Annotated in this window: 24 protein-coding genes, 1 tRNA gene and 1 pseudogene; 6 read left to right on the plus strand and 20 right to left on the minus strand. The window is 34.9% G+C overall.

Features of this window, described 5'->3' with window-relative positions; translation table 11 throughout:
- Window positions 1-26 precede the first annotated feature (26 nt).
- Entirely contained in the window at window positions 27-1,400 is a 1,374-nt protein-coding gene (locus J2T59_RS08685) for a sensor histidine kinase (RefSeq protein ID WP_259135547.1), read from the plus strand.
- Between the two features lie 194 nt (window positions 1,401-1,594).
- Here the strand turns inward: J2T59_RS08685 and J2T59_RS08690 are convergent, their stop codons facing one another.
- From J2T59_RS08690 to J2T59_RS08705, 4 genes are all read right to left on the minus strand, one after another.
- Entirely contained in the window at window positions 1,595-1,945 is a 351-nt protein-coding gene (locus J2T59_RS08690; protein WP_259135548.1) for a hypothetical protein, read from the minus strand.
- Window positions 1,946-2,028: 83 nt separating this feature from the next.
- Window positions 2,029-2,526, minus strand: coding sequence for a GyrI-like domain-containing protein (locus J2T59_RS08695; protein ID WP_259135549.1), 498 nt, complete (start codon window positions 2,524-2,526; stop codon window positions 2,029-2,031).
- Window positions 2,527-2,645: 119 nt separating this feature from the next.
- Window positions 2,646-3,584: a hypothetical protein gene (locus J2T59_RS08700; RefSeq protein WP_259135550.1), complete on the minus strand. Its 939-nt coding sequence runs from the start codon at window positions 3,582-3,584 to the stop codon at window positions 2,646-2,648.
- Between the two features lie 123 nt (window positions 3,585-3,707).
- Complete coding sequence (locus tag J2T59_RS08705; RefSeq protein WP_259135551.1) at window positions 3,708-3,902, minus strand: hypothetical protein; 195 nt, start codon at window positions 3,900-3,902, stop codon at window positions 3,708-3,710.
- 294 nt (window positions 3,903-4,196) lie between these two features.
- On the opposite strand from J2T59_RS08705, the gene J2T59_RS08710 reads away from it, so the two are divergent.
- On the plus strand, window positions 4,197-4,427 hold the full coding sequence (locus J2T59_RS08710) for a hypothetical protein (RefSeq protein WP_259135552.1): 231 nt from the start codon (window positions 4,197-4,199) through the stop codon (window positions 4,425-4,427).
- Window positions 4,428-4,448: 21 nt separating this feature from the next.
- On the opposite strand, the gene J2T59_RS08715 is transcribed toward J2T59_RS08710, so the two are convergent.
- The 9 genes from J2T59_RS08715 to J2T59_RS08755 all read right to left on the minus strand — a co-directional run bounded on the left by J2T59_RS08715 (window position 4,449) and on the right by J2T59_RS08755 (window position 15,891).
- Window positions 4,449-4,721: a type II toxin-antitoxin system RelE family toxin gene (locus tag J2T59_RS08715; RefSeq protein WP_259135553.1), complete on the minus strand. Its 273-nt coding sequence runs from the start codon at window positions 4,719-4,721 to the stop codon at window positions 4,449-4,451.
- Complete coding sequence (locus J2T59_RS08720) at window positions 4,718-4,948, minus strand: hypothetical protein (protein WP_259135554.1); 231 nt, start codon at window positions 4,946-4,948, stop codon at window positions 4,718-4,720. Before J2T59_RS08720 ends, J2T59_RS08715 begins: the two co-directional genes overlap by 4 nt.
- Before the next feature lie 194 nt (window positions 4,949-5,142).
- Window positions 5,143-5,760 (minus strand): undecaprenyl diphosphate synthase family protein, encoded by a 618-nt coding sequence (locus tag J2T59_RS08725; RefSeq protein WP_259135555.1) that lies wholly within the window; start codon window positions 5,758-5,760, stop codon window positions 5,143-5,145.
- Window positions 5,761-5,930: 170 nt separating this feature from the next.
- Window positions 5,931-6,716, minus strand: a complete 786-nt coding sequence (locus J2T59_RS08730) for a helix-turn-helix transcriptional regulator (protein ID WP_259135556.1) — start codon at window positions 6,714-6,716, stop codon at window positions 5,931-5,933.
- 790 nt (window positions 6,717-7,506) lie between these two features.
- Window positions 7,507-9,354, minus strand: a complete 1,848-nt coding sequence (locus J2T59_RS08735; protein WP_259135557.1) for an ATP-binding protein — start codon at window positions 9,352-9,354, stop codon at window positions 7,507-7,509.
- Entirely contained in the window at window positions 9,338-10,636 is a 1,299-nt protein-coding gene (locus tag J2T59_RS08740; RefSeq protein WP_259135558.1) for a DNA double-strand break repair nuclease NurA, read from the minus strand. The genes J2T59_RS08735 and J2T59_RS08740 overlap by 17 nt, the downstream gene beginning before the upstream one ends.
- A 68-nt stretch (window positions 10,637-10,704) precedes the next feature.
- On the minus strand, window positions 10,705-13,986 hold the full coding sequence (locus J2T59_RS08745; protein ID WP_259135559.1) for an AAA family ATPase: 3,282 nt from the start codon (window positions 13,984-13,986) through the stop codon (window positions 10,705-10,707).
- 11 nt (window positions 13,987-13,997) lie between these two features.
- The gene (locus J2T59_RS08750) at window positions 13,998-15,182 is read right to left on the minus strand and encodes a metallophosphoesterase family protein (RefSeq protein WP_259135560.1); all 1,185 of its coding nucleotides are present in this window, start codon (window positions 15,180-15,182) and stop codon (window positions 13,998-14,000) included.
- 478 nt (window positions 15,183-15,660) lie between these two features.
- Window positions 15,661-15,891 (minus strand): hypothetical protein, encoded by a 231-nt coding sequence (locus J2T59_RS08755; RefSeq protein ID WP_259135561.1) that lies wholly within the window; start codon window positions 15,889-15,891, stop codon window positions 15,661-15,663.
- Here J2T59_RS08755 and J2T59_RS08760 point away from each other — a divergent pair.
- Entirely contained in the window at window positions 15,890-16,042 is a 153-nt protein-coding gene (locus tag J2T59_RS08760) for a hypothetical protein (protein ID WP_259135562.1), read from the plus strand. The genes J2T59_RS08755 and J2T59_RS08760 overlap by 2 nt on opposite strands.
- Before the next feature lie 63 nt (window positions 16,043-16,105).
- Here the strand turns inward: J2T59_RS08760 and J2T59_RS08765 are convergent, their stop codons facing one another.
- Window positions 16,106-16,918 carry a DUF1638 domain-containing protein gene (locus J2T59_RS08765; RefSeq protein WP_259135563.1) on the minus strand — a complete coding sequence of 271 codons (813 nt, stop codon included), beginning with the start codon at window positions 16,916-16,918 and terminating at the stop codon, window positions 16,106-16,108.
- Window positions 16,919-17,234: 316 nt separating this feature from the next.
- Between J2T59_RS08765 and J2T59_RS08770 the strand changes: the two genes are divergently transcribed.
- A complete protein-coding gene (locus J2T59_RS08770; protein ID WP_259135564.1) occupies window positions 17,235-17,780 on the plus strand; it encodes an IS1096 element passenger TnpR family protein in 546 nt (181 codons plus the stop codon).
- A 140-nt stretch (window positions 17,781-17,920) separates the two neighbouring features.
- Here the strand turns inward: J2T59_RS08770 and J2T59_RS08775 are convergent, their stop codons facing one another.
- On the minus strand, window positions 17,921-18,322 hold the full coding sequence (locus tag J2T59_RS08775; protein WP_259135565.1) for a NifB/NifX family molybdenum-iron cluster-binding protein: 402 nt from the start codon (window positions 18,320-18,322) through the stop codon (window positions 17,921-17,923).
- Window positions 18,323-18,504: 182 nt separating this feature from the next.
- Here J2T59_RS08775 and J2T59_RS08780 point away from each other — a divergent pair, with 182 nt between their 5' ends.
- Both J2T59_RS08780 and J2T59_RS08785 read left to right on the plus strand, forming a co-directional pair.
- A complete protein-coding gene (locus tag J2T59_RS08780; protein WP_259135566.1) occupies window positions 18,505-18,819 on the plus strand; it encodes a DUF134 domain-containing protein in 315 nt (104 codons plus the stop codon).
- A 409-nt stretch (window positions 18,820-19,228) separates the two neighbouring features.
- Complete coding sequence (locus tag J2T59_RS08785; RefSeq protein WP_259135567.1) at window positions 19,229-19,489, plus strand: hypothetical protein; 261 nt, start codon at window positions 19,229-19,231, stop codon at window positions 19,487-19,489.
- Between the two features lie 275 nt (window positions 19,490-19,764).
- Here the strand turns inward: J2T59_RS08785 and J2T59_RS08790 are convergent.
- The 5 genes and pseudogenes from J2T59_RS08790 to J2T59_RS08810 all read right to left on the minus strand — a co-directional run.
- Window positions 19,765-20,000, minus strand: a pseudogene (locus tag J2T59_RS08790) (zinc ribbon domain-containing protein); the annotation flags it as partial.
- 13 nt (window positions 20,001-20,013) lie between these two features.
- Window positions 20,014-20,352, minus strand: coding sequence for a DUF3467 domain-containing protein (locus tag J2T59_RS08795; protein ID WP_259135568.1), 339 nt, complete (start codon window positions 20,350-20,352; stop codon window positions 20,014-20,016).
- A gap of 11 nt (window positions 20,353-20,363) precedes the next feature.
- Entirely contained in the window at window positions 20,364-20,813 is a 450-nt protein-coding gene (locus tag J2T59_RS08800) for a hypothetical protein (RefSeq protein ID WP_259135569.1), read from the minus strand.
- 720 nt (window positions 20,814-21,533) lie between these two features.
- A tRNA-Leu gene (locus tag J2T59_RS08805) sits at window positions 21,534-21,618 on the minus strand.
- 134 nt (window positions 21,619-21,752) lie between these two features.
- Window positions 21,753-23,135, minus strand: a complete 1,383-nt coding sequence (locus tag J2T59_RS08810; protein ID WP_259135570.1) for a cryptochrome/photolyase family protein — start codon at window positions 23,133-23,135, stop codon at window positions 21,753-21,755.
- Between the last annotated feature and the right edge of the window lie 40 nt (window positions 23,136-23,175).

The raw sequence follows: 23,175 nt of genomic DNA on the forward strand, positions 1-23,175 counted from the left end.
ACCGAATGGGATATTGAATTATTTAAGTGTTAAAAGAGGATATTGGGAAGGGAACATATCCAATAAAGTTTAACACCAAAGTTTTTGACAGCCTCGAGAACGTGAATGAGCCATTAATGAAATACGTACATGAACATGATAAAGTTACATACATTGCACGTTTTAAACCATTCTTTAAAAAGCCGGAAAATAAAACACTTGAACTGAAGTTCTTAGACAAAGATAATGAAATTGTTCATATGGAGATCAAGGGGCATAAAGAACAAACTGAACAGTTCGAGTTCATTTCAGATAATAACAATATCGAGTCACTGATACTATTAACATTCAACGATATAACTGATCGAAAAAATGCTGAAGATGCACTGAACAAGTCACATGAACGGCTTAAAGGTATTCTTGACCATAGCCCACTCTTGATCTCAGAGATTTCTCTTGATGGTGAATACCTTATGATGAACCGATCATTATCCCAATTCCTTGGTATAGATCCTGATGATAAAAATGGGAATGGGAATGAGAATAAGAATGAGAATGAGAATAAGAATGATACTGGGCTAACATTTAAACATCTGTTACCCCAAGATGTAGCTGACAATTTCATGCGACGTATCAATAACGTAGTCGAGGCAGAAGAACCAATCACGGTCCTTGATTCGTTCGAGTACGAGAATAAGTACCAGATATTCAGTACAACTCTGTTCCCCCTTTACGACAGTTATGGTAATATAAGGGCAGTGGGTAGTGTAGGAGAGGATATCACTGAACGCAAACGTGTAGAGGAACTTGAGAGAAACCAATTATTGGTCCATGAGATACATCATCGAGTAAAAAACAACCTGCAGGTGATAATCAGTTTACTTAACCTCCAATCAAAGCTCTTCAAAGACAATGAAGATGTGGTCAATGCATTCAGAGAAAGTCAGAACAGGATTCGATCAATGTCACTTGCACACGAAAAACTGTACAATACATCCAATGTTGCTAATATAGTAACACGAGACTATATTGAAGGATTAGTACAATACATCTCAGGCATTTACGGTACACATGAAGCTAAGATCGATATTAAACTGGATATAGATGACCTGAGCCTTAACATGGATACCACCATCCCATTAGGCCTTATTATTAACGAAATACTCACAAACGCATACAAGCACGCATTCAACGGTCTAGATGAAGGTGAGATCAATGTCTCATTCAAGAAAAAGGAACCTGGATATGAACTTATCATTACAGATAATGGAATTGGGATTAGTACATCCAAAGAAGATGTGGCAGCTGAACACAAAAGTTTTTCCTTAGGTGAAACCATTATTGACCTTTTAGTAAAACAACTTGAAGGTAATATTACCGTGAAAGATAATAACGGTACATTTTACCGTATTAATTTCTAATTCTACTTGTTTCAGTCACGAATAACAAATCTCTAAGTTATTTATATAATTTTTCAATATAAACAGCTCTTAACCTCGATTTAAATCAGAACAGTCCTAGTAATATATTCAAAAAGTTAACTAAAATAACTATTGTACCTTAATAGCTCAGAAAAATACATTTTTCTTCTTTTGACCTTAATCTTATCTTGATTTCAATCATCATCTTGACCTACTAGTTCAGAACCAATATTTTCTTCTTGCTCGAATTCCGATTCATGTTCTTGGAATATAATAGGTTCAATATCGTATATCCTGCAATGATGGATCTCAGCTTCCTCGAACTCACCACCAAAACTGTCACCCCACTCGATCTCCTTATTCTGGCGTTCAAGCCAGGTAAGAAAACTTGACCTAAAGAACATGTAATATGTAGTAACAAGTTCATTACTATCCATACTAATCTCATCGATCCAGAAATGGAAACACATATCGTCAGTACAACCGTACAACTGTATATCATCACGATCTAGTTGTACCTTAAACTCATCGAAACTGTTTATCATTCTATTCTAATCTATCAGTATGAAAATAATATGAATTAAACCTTGTTACTTGCTAAAACGGTACAATTCAACTTTTCAGAATTTCAGAATTTTAGTGGAAATACAATTTTTGTCAAGAGTTCGGATTCTGGAACTTCGGCAGGTGAATTGTAATAATACTCGTATGCAGTACCAGTAACCTCGACACCCATTTGTTCAGCGAATTCTAACAGTTTATCATAAGCTTCTGCACTCTCAGCATAAGGTCCTTTATACATACACGATATCTCACGACCCGGGGGAATGATATTGAACTTGATACCATCCTCATTATCATTATTATCATCATCACCATCTTGATGACCTTCTGGCATGGAAAGTACCACAAACCCGATCTCAACATCAAGGTTCTCCATATTCATATTGTAATATGCCACAAAGGGTTCCTCCATGGGTTCCACATTCAATCGAGACATATATTCCATGATCTTAGAATACGATGTACCTATAATTTCAGGTAATTTCGATGCTGGTGTGGTTGTGCGTATAGTTAACGTATTACGTTCAGATACATTACTGATAGCAAATACATCTTTATCCATCTGGTTACACTTCCCCAATAATTGTTATACTCACCCTATTTTTTTATTCTTTGATTATAGTAAAAAATTAAAATTAAAATTGAAATTAAATTAAAATTGAAATGTGATGAATCTTAATATCATTCAACCACTGTTTCTTTCTCTTCCTTTCCCTTTTCCTTCCCATTTTCATTTTCTGTAGTACCGTGTATTGTCCACCCAGTCTTTCCTATATAGAGGAATGTCCACCATACGGTTAATACCGCGGGTATTACTGCAACACTTATTATGAACGTAACTGCACTCCATAACGTTGCGAGATACTCGAATTGCATTGTCACTATATCGACCATATTGAGCACCACCATTACTGTAATGATAATGACCCAGAGTATAATGACAGCTGCCTTGTTTGCGAAAAAGAACTTTATGGATGCCAGAACTGAACTGAAGATACCACGATCGTCCACGACAAGTGCATAGTACATCACTGAAAGTAATAATGTGACTATCACCGAATAAATGAACCATACACCAAATCCTCCCAACAATGGTGTGATGTTTGGTATAACAGTATCAGGAGTATATGTTTGGAGTCCCATCAATCTCAGTATACCAGGTATTGTGAACACTGCACCCACCAATATAACAATATAATATATTATCTGGAGGAAAAAGTAGCGTACTGCAAACAGTTTCCCATAATTCACCATATCCTCATAACTCGCATGACCCGTAATGGCAGCTGAGCGTGACATCCCGATCGCGCCTGAGGTGAAGAACGATTGTACTAACATCGAAATGATCATAACAAGAACGAAGCTGGCAATTACTGGTATAAGGTAAGGTTCAATGTAAGGTAAGAATGTGTATAGAGTATGCATCCCCATAACACCAAGGTCAAGTTGTGCTGTATAGAATGCGGGTATGGCTACAAAGAGTGCTAATATAATAGCATACGCGGTCCATATCAACCCGACCACAAGTAAACTCAATATGAAAGGTACGGATATTTTCAAGTTCCGTGTCCATGCTCTAAATCCCTGTTCTAATACTGTATCTAAACTCGATGATGACATTGTATATAATTCACCCCACTGATATGATAGACGAATCTTAGTGATTAAGCTAATAATATTATTTAAACTATATATAGATATAGAATAGGTTTTGATTTTGGTTTTGGTTATGTACCCTTAATTTCATTTTTTAATTTTGATAGTATAATGTGTACCCTGTGTACAATCAATATCGATCTTTGCACCCAGCTGTAATACCAGCATATCAATGAGCCTTAGGCCGAGTGAACGTGAATTACATGAATTCGTACTCCGAGGTATACCAGCACCATTATCACCCATTTCAAATACATATTGATCTTCAACAAGTTCCTTCAACTACCCTCCCTTAAGGGAGGAGACAACTGCTTTTTTAGTTAAGAAACTCTTCTTCTCACTTTTAGTCAATAAAGTGACTAAGTCTTTATAACATCTTAACATGAAATAATAACCTACTCAACCCACTAAATTAAATAATATCAATATTAAAAAACAAACATCTCATACAAGTCTAATTATAAATAAATATATTGTTCTTTGCTATCTAACAATTCTCAATCTATAAAAAAACAGTTGTATTAAATTTATATACAGTTTGTATGCCTCCTTTTTCTTTAGAAGGGGTAAGTTCGAATGAATCATAAGATATGTGCAACTGTGGATAGAAAGACATTAGCAATCCTACATAAAGTAATGGAAGATGAAAAGTGTACACGAAGTCAAGCACTTGATCATATCAGTGCATATTATCAGAAAAGGTGTACAGATAAACATGAATTAGATGAGGTCACAGAACATGTTATCCAGAAACTGGGTTGGAACAAGTATCCACCAAAACCAACCTATTCATCAAAAAAAAATTGATCAGAAAATAAATCATTCATTTCAAGATTGGTATTTACGATAGATTGTTTTACGATTACCAACTTCTACAATAAATATCAACATTTTATTGTTTTCGATTGTTAGGATGACTCTATATCCTCCAACCCGGTGAGAATATATAGGCTGTTTACCTATACCTTTAAGTCTTTTTATGTTACTATATGGATCGTTTTTCAGTTCAGTTAATGAATTGATTATGTCCTCAATTACAGTTTCAGGTAGTTTTTTCAACTGTTTCAGTGATTTGTTTGTATAGATTACTTCGTAGCTCACAGTAAACCAAGCTCTTTTTTGACCTCATCTTCACTATATGTCCTGCCCATTTTGATGTCTTCTAAAGCTTCTTCAATGCCTTGAATAGCTTCATCACTTAGTTCATCCTCATCAAGTGCCATGCTGGTTAATCTCTCTATCACTGAATTAAAGGATTCTTTTGGGTGTTTTTTTATAAGTTTAAGTTTTTCTTTTGTTTGTATATTCACACAGATAGTAGTTGACATTTTAATCCTCCTTTGCACCAATTGCATAGATGTTATGACATATATCTATAGTACACTATAAGTATCTATAGATATAAAAGTCCATCCATTGAACCGTGAAATTATCCTGGGCAAGTCGTATCTAATTGAAATCAAATAAAAAAATGATTGAGCTGAATTTTTTAGACTTAAAAATCCTAAAATTTAATCAAAGTTCATTTACCAAACCGTCGTTGTCGTTTCTGGTAATCCCTGATTATTCTGAGTACATCAATGTCACGGATACTATTCCAGCTTACATCTGTAAAATAAAGTTCTGAATAAACTGATTGCCATATCAAGAAATCTGACAGGTTCTTGTCATGTGTACGTATAATTATATCAGGTTCTTCTCTGATAAGCAATTCTGACTCTATAGCATCTTCATCGATATCATCTATACCAATAGATCCATCTTCAACTTTCTTGAGAACTGATCTCATTGCATACAGTATCTCCTTCTTACCACCAAAACCTGGTGAGAATATCAGATGTAGATCGTCAGAATCGGATTCAAGGTATGTATCGCCATTGATGGTATATATAGTAAGTTTTGGTTTGAAGTCGAGCTTTGATACCATGGATTCGAACTGGGATATAAGGATTTGAGAGACTTCTTCTTTCAGTTCAATGTCAGTATCAATAATATCAACATAAATGCTAATAACACTCATATCCATTTCACGTAAAAGGTCAATGAACTCTTTCAATGACTTGTATCCTTTTTTAGTTGAGAGGTCAGTTTCAGATAAGACTAGTGTTATATGATGAGGAAAATATTCCTTTTTCTGCATTATCCTATGTTTTATGTAAAGTCTATATAGATGTGATATCATGGTTTTATTCAACTTATAGATTTTAGAATTTTATCCAAAAAAACTACCCAACTCTAAACATCCCATCACATATTTAACATTTTTTGAATTTGTGAAAAAGGTCTATACTCAATTAGGTTACTTGTTAATCAAATCTCAGTTATTTTTTTAGAATATTGCATATAATGTTGAAACAGTTCATGTCCCCATTTCAATGATGTGGAACTAGTGCACAGCATTCTTTTAGAAGAAATTTCTCCGTTTTTCTTAAACAAACTCAGGATAAGAGAATGATCATTGAAAGAAACATATTGAAAGTTCAACTCTTTTGAACATACAAAAACATTTACCTTCTCATACCCAATAACTTGTCTGAAATCTTCGTATCTCTTCCTCTTCAATACATCAAAAAGATATTCTGATATTAGAAAACTGACATTCACACCATTATTTACTAGATCGTCAACAAGTTTTGGGAAGTTTGGATGCATGAACGTTGTCATTACATAATGTTCAGATGAATTCATTGAATCTTCATGGAAGTCAGGATTGAGCTCATACATTTCAGTTATGTGTGGTATTATACACTTACATTCTCCAAGATAACCAACTTTTTTGAATAATGATCTTGGTATGAAATCTAGATCACATTCACCCCAAAAATTAATATCAATACCAAAAATATCAGTTTTTGCTAAAAGAGACTGTATATCTTCCACTAATATCTCACCAATAGAAGATAGTTTGTACATATCATTGAGGTGTATTATTAGATGATAGTCTTCCAGAATTCTAAGTTGGGGTAACAAGGCTTGTCTTGTAGTACCTAACTCTTTTAAAAGATAATCTGTTTCTTTTGGCCCCTCTTTTAAAATTAAGAGTACTTTCTTTCGTTTTTCGGATAGGAACAGAACATCTAATAAATCTTTTTTCATGACCCCACTTCTGAAAATTGTCCCTTAAGTATTTTATACTTGCTTTTAACACTTATCTCACTTCATTTAAAGGTATTACTGTAATTCGAATTTTTTATACTAACCGAGATAAGAAGTTAGATAAGTAGAACAATGCTGTTTAAAATTATAAAGGTTTTGAAAGTTTATTACATTCATTTAATTAATGTGAAAATAGGTTAAATACGGTAAATACTATAGGTATATTTGTAAGGAACTAACCTATCCAAAAATGATGATAATGGGTTGGGGTAATGGGAGAAAGGATTAGGAGTTAATAGAATATCGGTGGGTTTGAAGCCGATATTTCATTATTCCTATTCACTAATTTTAGTTAAAAACGTGTTCAGAAATGGTTCACTAAACAATAGTTTAAGCCAAATAGTTGTACAGTATCATTATTCACGGGACTGTGTATGATGATCTGGCCACGTTTCATGATAGGTATTCTTTTTGCATGAAGTCACATCAGAACATTCTAAAATCATTTTTTATCTATTATTTCAAACTGAACTGTAAAAAAAGTCAATAACCTGGATAATGCTGTTTGAAATTATAACGCTATTGAAAGTTAATTACATTCATTTAATTAATCTCAAAATAGGTTAAATACGGTAAATACTATAGGTATATTTGTAAGGAACTAACCTATCCAAAAATGATGATGATGGGTTGGGGTAATGGGGGAAAGGATTAGGAGTTAATAGAATATCGGGGTTAGAGAAGCGATATTTTATTATTCCTATTCACTAATGTTAGTTAAAAAATGTGTTCAAAAATGGTTCACTAAACAATGTTTTAAACCAATTAGTTCTACAGTATCACTATTATCGGGACTGTGTATGATCATTTGACCACGTTTCAGGAAAGGTATTCTTTTTTCATATTTCTTAGGGATCTGTAACGATGTTATCGCGGACTCGTTGTTCAAGTTAAGTACAATCTTAGTATTGATCTGTTTCATCACAGTATCAGCTATATCCTGAGGATCCTGTGTTATAAACAGGAGTCCTAATGATTCTTTTCTACCCTGTCTTGCAGCATCAGTGAACTTGCCTACAATAGCTCGTGCCTGTATCGACCTGGCATTGGATAGGTATCGATGTGCTTCATCGAGTGTAAGAATAATTGGTGTGTCCTTGATAACCTTTTCACCATTGTTCTTGAGTTTATTGTCCACTATCAGTGTCATTAATGTCAGTATCAGGATATCCCTTGATTTTGTGGATGAGATGTATTCTGTAGGGAACAAACTTACCTGTCCCGGTACAAATATCTGGTCAAGGATATCAGTGATCTTATCTGCACCTTGATCGAAGACGTTCCTGTAATGATTATTATCGATACGTCGTACAATACTGTCATAAGTGGCTTCATGGATAATATTCGTATCTTCAGTATACTCTTTCTTGTTATCAATATCAGTAACAAAATCAATGAAATCATTATATGAATAATTACCCTGTTTCGAGTTGAAATAATCGTTTATTAACCTTTCAAGCCCGTATATTTGGTTTTCGTTCATTTCTGCCCCGTGTAATAACCAATGGTTCGATCTTACTATCTCAAACGGAACAGTGAATTCCTTGTTAGATGCCGAGGTTGTAGGAGAATAGGACCGATCATTCCCAATCTTTGCAGTGAATGTCTTTGTTTTCGGGACACCACCATGTTCGATCTTAACCGTATTCATCTGATCCACATAATCTTGAGGCATTTCAGGATTATCTTCCTTTATTTGAGAATACTCGTCCTGAGGATCAAGAATAACCACACATGGCTGGAATTCGCCTTTGATCGCAGGGTCACGTATACTGTACCTCACATTATCTGAAATGAATTGTCTAATAATGTTCTTACCCACAAATGTTTTACCGGTACCTGTAGAACCACATATAAGCGCGTGCCTGAATATGAGCGGTTCACGTGTAGGATCGTTGTTCTGTAAATAATAAGATACATTATATGGATATGTAGTAGTCTCTATCATCTCACCACCAACACTTACATACCCTAAAAAAATACCTTCGTTTGGTATATTAAGACCAGTTTGAATACTGTCAATGTCCTTTACATGTGTTGCAACAGTGTTAGGTTTTGGGATTTTATCAACTAATCTTCTTGCGAGTTTAGTACCAGTCTCGTTATAAAGTATACATAAAGGTTCAAGGTATGCTAGGAGCTTAAATTCCTCTTCATCAAGTGTAGTATTCTCAACACGGATCGAATGCAGTTCATTAGCGTCATCTGATGGATATTTCTGCATGTACGTCAATTCTTTGACACGTGCAAACATTTTCTCATTGTTTGGGTAAGGTACTACCAAATAACTTCCGATCTTGATATTATCACGATTTTCTGCCCTAACATAGATTATAACAACCGATTCATTCTCAGTGATTCTGAGATTCTCCGGACCCGTGACAAGAGTACCTAACGAACTTGATCCCGAATTAGATACTTGTTTGGGTACCTGAGTACCTTGCATGAACATATCAGTAGCAATATCATCCTCTTGATCTTGAGTATCATTGTTAGGTTTATTAGCCGACACAAAATCGTCACCCTGTGCAAACGCCAATATTTCATCTTCGCTATATTCTTCATTCGTATGATCCATTAGTTATCACCGTACTCTCCATTCCACCCCATCGATGGGAATTATAATCATATACTCTATTCTTCCTATCCACCAGGTCCCTTAATCTGTTAGTCTCATATCGACTTATCTTTGCGAGATGGTCAGCATTATTTAGTACCTTTGGTATCGAACCCGTTAATGCCATGTCTGAGAGAATCTGTCGAGTTATTCTTGTTCTAGTAGCAGGGTCCTTGACAAAGCCGTATAAGGATTCTATCTTGAACAGGGAATGTGTACGAGGAATGTATGCCATGAAAAAAGCAATATCATAATCTTCGGGTGGATATAATGGTGTAATATTATCAGTATCTAGGAGTGGTGATGATCTATCAACTGAAGAACCGTATATCCGATTCTCTTGCCTGAACCATCCTGTATAAGTAATTCCATTCTTCATTATACTAGTATCATCACATGAGTTCAGTAAGTATTGGAACAGTTGTGCATCATTTGACCAATTATTCATGTCAGACATTGTATCCGACCTCATGATCTGAGAATCTGTTGGGTTTTTCACAAAACCTAGTACGGGTACATTGAGTTTGAATGCCTTTTCCATGATATGAACATAGTTTTTCAGTACTCTCTGTGTCACTGGTTCATATCTTATCATCATTGAAAGACCACTATCAACTACCCAATACATCAATTCCTTTGGATATATTGAACCGTCAATGATAAACATGCTATTGAATGCAAGTTTATCTAATAACCATAACATATGTTCAGATTCAGTATATTTCATATTGATAGTGTGCACTATATCGTTAATATGCCGTGTGACCATCGTACCACTTACAGTAAGTTTCATTGACCTCGCATAACCCTTATCATAATAATTCCAACCAGTATCAGGACTAATATTAAAATCGTTATTTGGTACATAGATCAATGAACTGATCGTTCTGTACCTCTCAAGCTCTTTTCTAACAGGTACACTGCTAATAAGACCATGGCATATATCAAAAACTGCACCATTAGCGTACGTTATAGGATTAATTGTACCACTATCTATCGCATAAAGTTCATTGAAATGAGACATATATTCATCTGCGAGATCATGTCTGTGATCCTTATACAACATACTCTCATCATCGATCAATTTGATCAGAGTATCATTTTTGACCGTAGTCTCCCTGATTTTACTTATAATATCATTGATATTATCCTGTTTATGGCTCGTATCGTATTCTGAGACCAGGGTATCAATATCCCCGATGATCCGTGTTACGTGGTCCATATGTGTTGGGTCGAGTACCATAGTGATATAACATTCCTTATCTAATTGATTAGCTTGATCGATTGGTTATTATGATTTAGTTTAGGTATTTAAATGAACAATTGTGGTCTGGAGTGGGTCATGGGTACCATATGCGAGATATTAGTGGATGGGTCCTTATCCACTCGATATACCGAATCTGCAGCATCTATTAAAGTATCATCGTGTGTCACCACTATGATCTGATTTACGCCAAGAGATCTCATGGTATCGAGTAACTGTATTAATTGTTTTATGTGTTCCCTATCAAGAAACGTTGTAGGTTCGTCCATTATAATGGGTGGTAATGATTCACTTGATTCATGACCAAAACCGTGTGCTAATAATCTATAGATGGCACACCTGAAAACTATGTTCAGGATAGCTCGTTCACCACCACTTAACTGGTTAGGACTTAATGAACTACCTTCCTTATCATATATCTCAATATGATAATCATTATCTAGAAGTACATGAGAATATGCATTATCAACTGACATGAGATTAAACATCTCATTTATGTACTTGTTCAATATATTGATATTCTTTGTCCTGATCTCAGTTCGGGTCTGCATATAAGTTTCATCTAATGTCTCGATATCACTCAGAACAGATTCCAGGTATTCTTTTTTCTGATCCAGTACATCAATGTTATCTTGTAATGACTTTAAATGTTCAATCGTTGTATGCAGGTGACCTAATTTTTGCTGAATTTCATTATTCTCTTGATTCTTTTGCTCGATCTTATCGTCCAATTTACCTAACGAGTTTTTCAGCTCTGCCAGTTTTGACTGAACTTGTTCTATCTGAATATCACCCAATTTAGTTTCAAGTTTCTTGACAGAATCCTGATATTCTTGGATTTGTCTTGTTAATAGATGGATAGTTTCCTGGTTAGCTGTGATCTTTTGTGTTCGTTCATGAATATCGCGTTTATATGAATCGATCTGTACCAGATCGGTCTTTATCTGCTTAAGTACACTTAACCTATATCGTTGCGTCTCATATTCCTGTTCAATCATTTCCTTCTCTTCATTCAATTTAGATTGAGTGGACCTGAGTTCGGTTATCTTAGCATCGATCACTTGTATCTCTTTTTTAAGTGATTCGATCTTATCGTGACCTTTCTGTATAGTTTCATTCAAGGTAGAACGAGTCTTATCTAAATACTTGAGTTCTGATTCGATATCTTTGCGGTCCTGATGATCGGTTCGAAGCTGGTCAAGTAGAGATGAATAGGTTTCAAGTTCTGTTTTTAAGGTTTCATGTTCAGATCCCAGTTTAGATACTTGTTCTGATACTTCTTCCTTTTGTGTTTTTAGCTTGGATACAGATTCATCTATACCTTTTATTTTCTCATTCAATTCAGTTTTTCTTTGTATACTCTCATCATGGGACTTTTTCAATGTAGTTACCTTTTCTTTAAGATGTGAAATGGATGTTTCAATTGTGTTCAGACTAGATTCAAGTGGTGGAATGTTCGTGTCATATATCGATAGAGTTTCTTTTACAGTTTCATACACACTTGTATTATTATCCAATGCGGTATTGACACGCTCGATCTTCTCATTGATCTCAGCTACTTCTTTATTCTTAGTATCGAGCTCGTTATGAAAATGAGTTTCATCGATCTTTTGTTCACATGTAGGACATATGCCTTTATTGAGTAACGATTCGTCTTTATCTATTTGTTCTTTTAAGAAGGTTAAACGTGTCTCGAACTGTTTCTGGTACCCCGCGAGTTCGAGACGTTTATCAGCAAGGTCTGTTAGAACAGAGTTCAGGTCAATACGAGTGAATTGTTGTGGTAGCTCAATATCAATACCAATATCTTCAAGTTTGGATCGAATAGTTTCCAGGCATGACCCAATATCCTTTTTAGTACGATCTAATTCTTCTATTCTCATTTCGATCTTGGATTCGGTTTCCTTCAATTGTTCCTGAATATTATGGATAGTTTCATCTAGAGTATTGAGTTGGTCCACATATTGTTCCCTGGAATTCTCGGAGTTCCTGATCTCATAATCAATAGATTGGGCTTTGGTACGTTCATCATTCAATGAAGTGGTTAGAGATTGGAGCTGGTCATTTAATTCTTTCACATGGTCCTCAAGGTCAGTGATGGAGTCCATACCAGCTTTATCGAAATTGTTTATTAGTTTTTCTCGTACAAGTTTCAACTTTTCCTGATACTCATCCATTTTCGAGCTTATACGTGATATCTCATCTAAATGTTCAGTTTCTTGTTCCTTGATATCAGTAATATCAGATTCGTATTTTTCTTTTAATTGAATATTAGAATTAATTGTATCAGAAACGGAACTATGCTCATTTTCCTTTTTTTTCAGGTGAGTGTAAAGATCAGTTATACGTTCATTCTGAGATTCAAGGATATTCTCTATGTTTTCCATATCTGGACGAGTTTGGAGTTCAGCTTTTTCCTGGAGTTGGGTTATACTCGTATCCAGTTCATTGATATTTTGTCTAAGTGAATCTATACTGGTACTTAATTCCTTGATCTCAGTATCGATCTTTTGTTTTTGTTTTTTAGTATTCTCGATCTTGGTCTCGAGTTCAGTTTTGTCATTGGAATACGATTCATAGTCCGATATTTGTGCATTACGTACATTTATTCGGTCAATTAACTTGGTTCTCATATTATGAGACTGATCAAGCTCGGATTTGATATGAGATTCCTGTGTTTTCAGGGTACTTAGAGTCTTATAGGGATCAGTTTCTTCTATTTGCTCCATTTCATTTGATCTATCTTTTAAAAGTGTATTGGTGTCCCTTAACAGACGATTAATACCAGTAGTTGCATCCTTTAATCTGCTGTGATACTCTTCAAGTTTCCCGATCTGTAACAGGTCATCTATCATTTTCTGTCGTTCTGTAGGAGCTGCATTGATCAGGATATCGATCTCACCTTGTCTTATATAGACACAGTTTCTGAACGAATCCTCGTCCATATTGAGTATCTGGCATATCTTTTCATACGTCATACCAAACTGTTCTGCAAAGAACGAGCCGTCTCGTTTGAGTAAAGATTTTTTATTACTAGCATTACCATTCTTACCGATCGTATATACTCTTTCAATACTATAATCATGACCAAAATGTGTGAAATCCAGTTTACAGCTACCCTCATTACTGGAATTGTTGATAATGTCACTTATCTTCCTATCCTTATCAACGATCGCTTTATTCCCATACAATGCAATAAAGAGAGCATCCAATGAACTCGATTTACCACTCCCGTTTGGGCCTGTGATAACTGTGATCCCGTTATTGAACTCGATATTCTGGTCCCTATAACTCCTGATATTATTGATACTGATAAAATTGATCTTCATTATAGAACACCTTATAGGAAACTGTTTAATGTCTGACTTGATACACGAGGTTTTTTCTTTGGTTTAGTTCCGATCTTCTCTAACTGTTCAGCGATTCGAGTACTGACCTCGTCATCAACTTTGCTTTTCGGGATCTCTAAGTTGCGTACAATATAATCCACTTTCTGGCCGCCTTCTGTAAGATGTAATTTGTTGAGTTTTTGTTGTACGGCTTCATCGGGTTCCAGGAACACTAAGGTTTGATTAATGTCCTGTTCCATATATTCGTTCATTACACGTTTATCATTGACTCGCGATACTACGGCACCTTTACTTAATAGAAATTCATCGATCTCAGAATGGGATAAGGTCGAGCTCGAATTACCATCTATGCTTAGTATCACTACTGAACCTTCGATCTCGTTGATCCTTTCACGTACTTTATCAAAGATATACTGATCCGGTCGTTCAATGTGGTCGTTAAGTGTTATAGAGATGTAGACGAAGTTGCGTGTAGGTATACGTATCCTGGTAATATCGATCCTACCATTATCAGTATCAATGAAGTTATATGTCCGTTCCTCATGCTCAACACTGGAATGACGTTCAGTACTACCACTATATGTCACTATAGTATCACCGATACGTGTTGAAGTATATTTGTGATAATCACCTAGTAAGAATAGGTCTATATTGAATGGGAATTCTTTTAACATCAGGTCACAGTTGAATGTGCCCTGTGGGACATGAGCTGCTAATTGATGCATTGTAAGAAATGTGTATTTAGTGCCCTGGACTGGTTCTTCTATATTTAAACACTGTTCATCCACTTTTGTCTTTGGGACATAATCAATACCATATATAGCAATGTCATCTAAATAATATGGTTTAATTGATAGCCTTTTAGCAATACCGATCTGTTCATAGAGGTCAAGCCATTGATAGTCTTGTTTACTCTCATGGTTACCAACAATACCAAGGAATGGTATATCATGGTCACTCAATTTCGAGAGAATATGCATTGTTCTTAATATATCTGTTAATGGCGGATTCCTCATATCAAAAAGATCACCCGCGTGAACTATAGCATCAACATTATGTTCTATTGCATCATCTACAACCTTTTCAAATGCTAGAAAGAAATCATCTTTTCGCACTTCACTGTTATACTGTCTATAACCAAGATGGGTGTCTGCTATATGAATAATTTTAGCCATGTATTTCACTTATTTCTGCTGGAATATATTTCTTAGCCAAAAAATTAATTGATATCTCTATTTGTCAACTACCCCTCCCATCTGAAAGAGGACTCCTGCTTTTTTAGTTGAATACTGTATATAGATGTATAGATAAATATTACTTATATGCTAAAAAACTTAGGTATGATTTGATTGCCTGCGAGCTTAGCCATGCAAACTAGCAAAGGTTATAAATAATCTCGAATCCTACTATATATCGTAGTTGGGGTTAGATTCATTTGTGGTGACTTCTTTACCCCCACCCCCCAGAAAGGCCACAAGTTATTGGATCTAACCCTTGCACCACATTCTTTTTCTGATTTTCATTAACAGGTTATTTTGAACTGCACTGATTTTAGAAAATTTAGAATCCAAAAATAAATATTATTTGTATACCAGAAAGTGAAAAAATTGAATGAGAATGGAAATCCTATCATCCTCATTTTATCTTATCTTCTTAGACCCTACGCCTGAAGCCTGCATATATTGCAACTACAGAAAGAAGTACCACAATAGTACCAATTAGCTCGGCTCCTGAGAATGTTGCCATTAGACCAGATTCGGAATCCGGGTCTTCTTGCTGTGGTTCCATTTCATACCCTTCAACATAGTCATCAGGAGTTGTAGGTCCTGGCTCTGGAATATCAATGCCATAGCCTGCATCGCCTTCAACTGTCTGATTGGTCATGGTATCATCCCTCACAGTTTGTTCTGCAAGGTCACGACTGCTGGAAAGAGAACTTGAATATCGGGTTCAGTTTGACTGTGTATGTCATCTATGTAAAACCACCCACTATCGAGAAATTAATGCAACAATAAGTTCAAAAATATCGGATTAAGCTCTATCAGCTTCTTACTTGTTTTAAATAGGAATAGGGATGAAGCAGAAAACAATTAAGTCTTTAGCTCAGGTATAGTTCACCTTTCACATCAGAATAACATTGCTCAATAATCGAGCTAGTACCCCTAATTTCTTCTACTTTAAAGTCAAACTTTGCTGCAAACTGATCAATCTTTAGATCAAATTCAGTTTCATAGTTGATCCCTGTATCAATTTTAATCAAAGTTTTGACTCCCATCATTTTGAAAAACTTTTTCTTTTTTTCATCACATTTGATACTTTTTTCAATATCTCCGAACAATATATCCCAGTTTGATGACCACATTGGTGTAAAGAATAAGGCATCTGGATATTGCTTTAAAAGTGAATGATATTTTTCATCTCCACCAACTACAGCTGATATGCAGTCTGTAACTTGTTTAGTGCAACTCATTTTACTTTCGCCTAAAATGTGGACATTAACATCAAGGTCATAATATGTATTGTCGAGATTGTTAAATGCTTTCCCGCAGGAACCATAGAATAATAGGATGCTATCAACATAAGGTTCTTGTTCTTTAATTGTTTTGTACGTAGTGTCCTTTAGTTTCTTTGGAGAAGAATGAAGATGCTTTGGTTGGATCAAAATAACTACATTAAATTGATTTGTACCATAGCAACCTTGTTCATGTCTTGACCAAAAAGTTTCTTTAGGAAGTATTTCAGGCACAATGCCAACATTCTTTACTTTTTCAACAAAATCTGTAATTTCTCCATTATCTATGATTACAGTGCTTCCTACACCCCTATCATTAGCTAATACATGTACAATTTCATCTTCCATTATTTTACAGCCTAATAAAAACAAAAAACGGTTATGAATTGTTTTTTTCATATAATTACCTCATATAGACCTATCATTGTGCATAATTAGATTTTTTCAAACTTAAAATGAAATTGTAATCACTAAATTACTTGTGCAACTTTTAGTTATTCTTTAATAATCAGTATTCTTTAGTAGATTTTTATAGAACTGTACCATTTTTGATTTTCATCTTATGTTTTAAAAGCGTTTAAAGTAATCTATTTAGATAATACTGATTATCTTTGTAACTAAGATAAGATTAAAAGAACATAAAATAACAGTAAAAATAGTTGTTTTACAATTAGCATAATATGATCTATATCCACGTAGAGGAAAGGAGAGAATAATGACACAAGATGAAGTCTACATTTTAAAAGCATCTTTGAAAGATAGAAAAAGAATATGGCGTCGTATTGAAATTAAAGGAAACCAAACACTTAGAGATTTTGATGATGTCCTCCGAGAAGCTTTCAAACATGATCATGAAGACCACCTTAGTGGGTTTTTTTCAGGCGATGCATGGAAATCAAAACAATTAGGAGTAATTGAGCCTTATGGTGGAGGTACCAATTCTAAAAAGAAAATATCTAAACTTGATCTCTTAGAAGGCACCACCATAGAATATGTTTATGACTTTGGTGATAATATCCAACATGTGATCAAACTAGAGAAAATTGTAGATTCTATTCCTGGTACTAATTACCCCCGTATCACGTCTCAGAACAAGCCTAAGTACCAATACTGTGTGGCCTGTGAGAAGATACAAAAAAATTCGGTAGCTACATGGATATGTATTGAATGTTCTAGTGAAAAGCAGGAGAATGTGCTTTTGTGTGATGATTGCTTGGATGAAGAGCATCCCGACCATTATGCAGAAGAACTACTTTTTTAAAATTTTCGGGTGAAAGTCAATATGTTGGTAGACTAGTTTTTTATTCCTGACCCTGAACAAATCATCACTTGAACACCTTCATCGGTCAGCTAGCCCTCCCTTCCGGAAAGAAACTCTTGCTTAATCTATCATTACCATATTTAATTATTTGTTCCATATCCTCGGCCTTTACCACAACCCCTCGTTCCTGAAATGGCTGAATTTGTGGGGCTGGTTACTGGACTTGCTTTCTTTTTCTTGAACTCTTCAATCGTTTCCAGAACTGTATCATCGATATCACTAAATACCTCTATTCCTGCTCCTGTAACTATCTTGAAAGCATTGGGTCCAATATTTCCTGTTATCAATACATTAATACCCTTATCTAAGATCGATTTTGCGGCTTTTACCCCTGTACCACCTGTTGTAGATACAGCCGGATTTTTTATTGATTCGAACTCCATTGTATCAAAATCAACTATAACAAAGTAATTACACCTTCCAAACCCTCTATCCGTAATAGCATTTAATGAACCTTCAGTTGATGTAACACATATTTTCATATTGTTCCTCCTTTCCTATTTAATTTCAGGCATAAATTGCCAAGATACCATTGGTTTTTGGTACAGAACATTTCATACCCATATATGAGCATATGAGATAAAATATATATACTTTTCTAACAAAGCATGTATAGTTTAAATATAACACTGAGAAGTATAGTGTACAAGAAATAGGTGAATGAATGAGTAAAAGATGTAGAGGTAGACCAAAGGCATTAAGAAGAGTTGAAAGTACACCAAAGGTGAAATATTTCAAGCCAAGGGGAGTGCCACTTTCTGAAATTGAAATTATTGTTATTACGCATGAAGAGCTGGAGTCATTGAGGTTAGTTGACCTAGAAGGATTACATCAGGTCGAAGCTGCACAGAAAATGGGTATTTCGAGAAAGGCATTTTGGCAAGAGTTGCAAAGTGCTAGAAAAAAAGCGGTTTTTGCACTTACTACAGGAAAGGCCATTGAGATAAAAGGTGGAAACTATGTTAGTAGTAATGATTAGAGCCAAGAGACAATGATTCTTCCTCACTCTTGCTTATACTACCGTATTCCCTGATAAGCGACCTAATGTTTAAGTGGTATCTTTTTTTTAACTGGTATCCTAGGTTTGCAGGTTTAACTTTTTTTAATTAACTTTGTTCATTTTATCGAATAATAAAAAATCTAATAATACTTTTACTCCTTATGACGGCAAACTTTGGCTTTAACTATCAAATTTTAAAATTCACCACACGCTGATCCGCTTGTAACTGGAAGTATATTAATTTTAAGTATATCTAAATAATTTAGGTATCCCGGAATAAATATATATTATAAATCACATCTGTCATTTGTTAAGGCATCCTGATTATCTAAGGTGACCCAAAAAAAACTAACTTATTAGCTGAACAAGGTGAAGTTGGAGGATGTGAATGAAAAATATTGATCTTTTTAGTGATTACACACTATTGAAAAAGGAAAGGAAAAAAGGACAGTTACTTTATAGATGGTCTCGTTTTGAACTTTTAAATCTTGAAAACGATCTAATCAAGCCCAGTGAGCATATATTTAATAAAAATATTTGTTGCAGCTGTAAATCTACACATGCCGAAAATGGAAAAAAAGTTCAAAGGGTAGTTGTTTGGTTCCATGTTCAAACTGTACTTGTGGAGTACGATTCATCCCACCACTAAAGTAGTGGGCTTTCTCTACACCTACACCCAGTTAGTCGTAAACGATATGATTAATCCATAAATTATAGGCTTCTCTATACTGCATCATATATTGAGATGCAAAACCACCTAATAAACCTAAAAGTAACACCATAAAAATAAATAAGCTCATCATAGTGATAATACCTTAACTAATCACTTGAACTACCACTCAGCTAAAGACTTCGTGCTCCCTGTTTCATCCCTTGAACCATTGTTCACAAGTCCACATGCTCTTCCCCTTGTTTCGCTGGTGCTCATATTCCTATTAAGTTCTGCTCTTGAAGAGCGAATTTCTTAATGTTGATAGAGGGATTTATGTCCCTATCATGATTAGTATTACATTCCAGAAAGTTCCATTTCTGTCGGCTAATGTCATGGGAATGTTATAATAGCCACATACTTTGCATATTTTTGTACTTGGCTCGAATCTTCCGATGCTCAGAATTGTTTTTCCGTACCATTCTGCCTTATATTCGAGTTTTGTTATAAAAAGTTGAAACAAATCATACCATAAATTCTGCTTCTTTTCTTTCTTTGGATACTTTTATTTCTCCATTCTTTTCTTCATAGTTTTGAATACATTCATTTAAATCCATCAATAATTTCTTTGCAGCTTCAAAAGTTAGAATAACTGAACCATCACTATGATATACCCATTTATCTTCAACCTTAAACTTTTCATTGAACAATTCAATTCTAAAGTCAGAGTCGGTATGCGCGACTAATACATTTGTTGCATATTTTTTACTAAATAAAGGTGTTCTAGCAACTGTAAACTTATCCATTACTTTTTCTTTTTCAGTAGTTGCAAACTCCTCACTTTTATTAGATCTTGATTCCATAGCTATCCCTTTTATGCAGATATGGCCGTACCAATTTGATGTCTATTTAGCTTATATTCATTTATATATCTGGGTTCTTCTAATATCTGTTCAGAAGTCCCACAGTAACATCTAATCTCCTCTTCCTTTGAAAGAGAGCCAACATTTAGATCTGCATCAATGAGTTCTTTATCTTCATCTTCAATGTCTGCATACATGAAGCTGTTAATCATTGATGCATTGATTAGCATCTTAACCAAATCATTTTGCTGCAGTTGATAGGTCTTCATGTGCCCTGCCTCTTCTTTTACCTCTATCAGCCCATTTAGAATCATTTCAGGAAACTTATGATTAACCATGCCTCTAGAGACTCCTGCACACCTTGCAATTTCTGATTGGTTGTAATTGGAACCTATATTCTCTGCTAAAAAGTCAAATATTTTTATTACGGTAGTCGAACCGAAAATATCCTCAAGTGCCATAAATACTCTCCTCCTGTATTTCACTCATGTATGTGCTATAACTTGCATTTTCATGTATCACACACTAATAGCACACAAATGATTCTAATAAAATTACTATATTTTGGATCTACTCCTCCACAACCATCTATAACCTTCCACAATTATATAAATATATTGAACAGAGTGTTTAATTGAATGAACAATTAACACTTATTAACTTTTAATACTATTTAATTTTATGAGGTGTGTTTTCTCAAAGTACGAGTTATATTTGATTTGGAAAATAGTATATAAGCGTAGATGGTGCCCAAAAAAACATATTAGTAAGAGAGATTTGATTAAAGGAAAGCCATGCAATGATGATTACAAAAAAGCGCTACATCAGTTGGTAAAAGAAGGAATTTTCCAAGAATATAAATCCCAAGGGCGAAACGACGTCTGTATACCAAAGATCCACAAAGCAGAAATCATGAAAATCCTAAAAAAGCATAAGGATCAATATGACTTTATAATTGGGTTGGAATTTATCCAATGAATTAGCACTTGTATGCATTTTTAAAGTAAGTTAATAACATGTATTTGGAAGTCCTTCATATTTTAGCAAACGCAAATTATAAACTAAATTTGCTAGTTTAAAATTAACCAATCATACTTTAAACTAAAGAGGATATAGATTCAAAACATCCTTGAAGTGTAAATTTAAGATTACGATATTTTAAAAGAAATTTATTGAAAGTATGCGGGGGGAGGGATTCGAACCCTCGAACTCCTGCGAGACAGGGTCCTAAGCCCTGCGCCTTTGACCTGGCTGGGCAACCCCCGCACGATGAAGTGATTGTTTTTGTATAGGAAGCCCGACCAAAAAGAATACGTGTTTGATACGTTGCAAATGTAAAACATAGCACTGATATATTAAGATTACGAAAGTGCACTTGAATTTAATACCTTACTTCAATATTAAACTGACTTAAAGATAGATAACGTTAAATTTCTTTCTCGTGCATGATCTACAATAGGTTTTGGATACTGTGAATATTCACTTAAATCAGTTTTCATCCAGTTATGTATTATGCCAGGTTCAGTATCTTTTAGTTCTGGTATCCATTGCTTGATATACTTACATTCGGGATCAAACTTCTTCTGTTGTGTCCATGGATTGAATATACGAAAATAGGGTTGTGCATCCGAACCCGTAGATGCGGACCATTGCCAGTTCCCATTATTCACACATGGATCATAGTCAATTAACTTGCTAGCAAAATATTTTTCACCCCATCTCCAGTCGATATGCAGGTCTTTGGTGAGAAACGATGCTGTTAACATTCGTACACGGTTATGCATATATCCTGTGTCATTAAGTTGTCTCATCCCAGCATCAATTAGAGGAAAACCTGTAGTACCTGAACACCATCTTTGGAAATGCTCCTTATCATTCAACCACTCGATATTATCGAACTTTGTCTTGAATGCATTTCCAAATACATGCGGGTTATGGTATGCTAGGTGTGTATAGAAGTCACGCCAATAAAGTTGTCTTATTAGAGAATGGCCACTACCCAACTCTGAAGAAATTGTATGATAAACTTCTCTTATAGAAACTGTTCCAAACTTGTTGTGTGGGGATAGATGGGTTGTTGAGTCAATGTATGGATAATCGCGATTAGTATCATAATCTACATGGCTATCTAAACTATCAAGTATTCTAAGACCACCAGTTCGACCACCCTCAATGTTCGCAGTAGATAAATTTTGCTCCTGTATTATACCACTAGCACCATACTCATCCTCGAGTTCCAGTTTATCAGTGAAATAGTTGTTCATATCATTAGCACGTGGATACTCTACCTCCATACTCGCAGCTTTCTTGTAAAAGGGAGTGAATACAGAATAAGGCTTGCCTGACCCACTCAAAACATCACCTGGAACTGTTAGTAGAGAATCATGGAATTTAACAAGGTCCATATTTTCTTTATCACATATTTCACTAATTGCAGTATCTCTGCGAATACTGAACGGTGTATAATCAGTATTCATAAAAACAGCACTCAATCCAAGATCAGTACCCATCTTTGATATTATATCTACTGGAAGACCTTTAAGAACAATTAACCTTGAACCCATCTTGTTCAATCTCGAGTTGAGATCTGTAAGCGAGTTTAGCATGAACTTGAAAGCAGTCTGGCTAAAGTACTTGTTATTAATATGACTTTGTCTCGGATCAAAAATAAAACATGGTATAACTTCACGAGAATGATTTAGGGCTTCGATAAGACCAGTATTATCCTCTAATCGAAGATCACGCCTGAATATGAAAAGAGAAATATCATGGTATGGTTGCATGAATATATAATAAGAACTTCACATTATTTAGCATACTTGC

Source organism: Methanosalsum natronophilum (genome assembly GCF_024808815.1).
GTDB classification, from domain to species: Archaea; Halobacteriota; Methanosarcinia; order Methanosarcinales; family Methanosarcinaceae; genus Methanosalsum; species Methanosalsum natronophilum.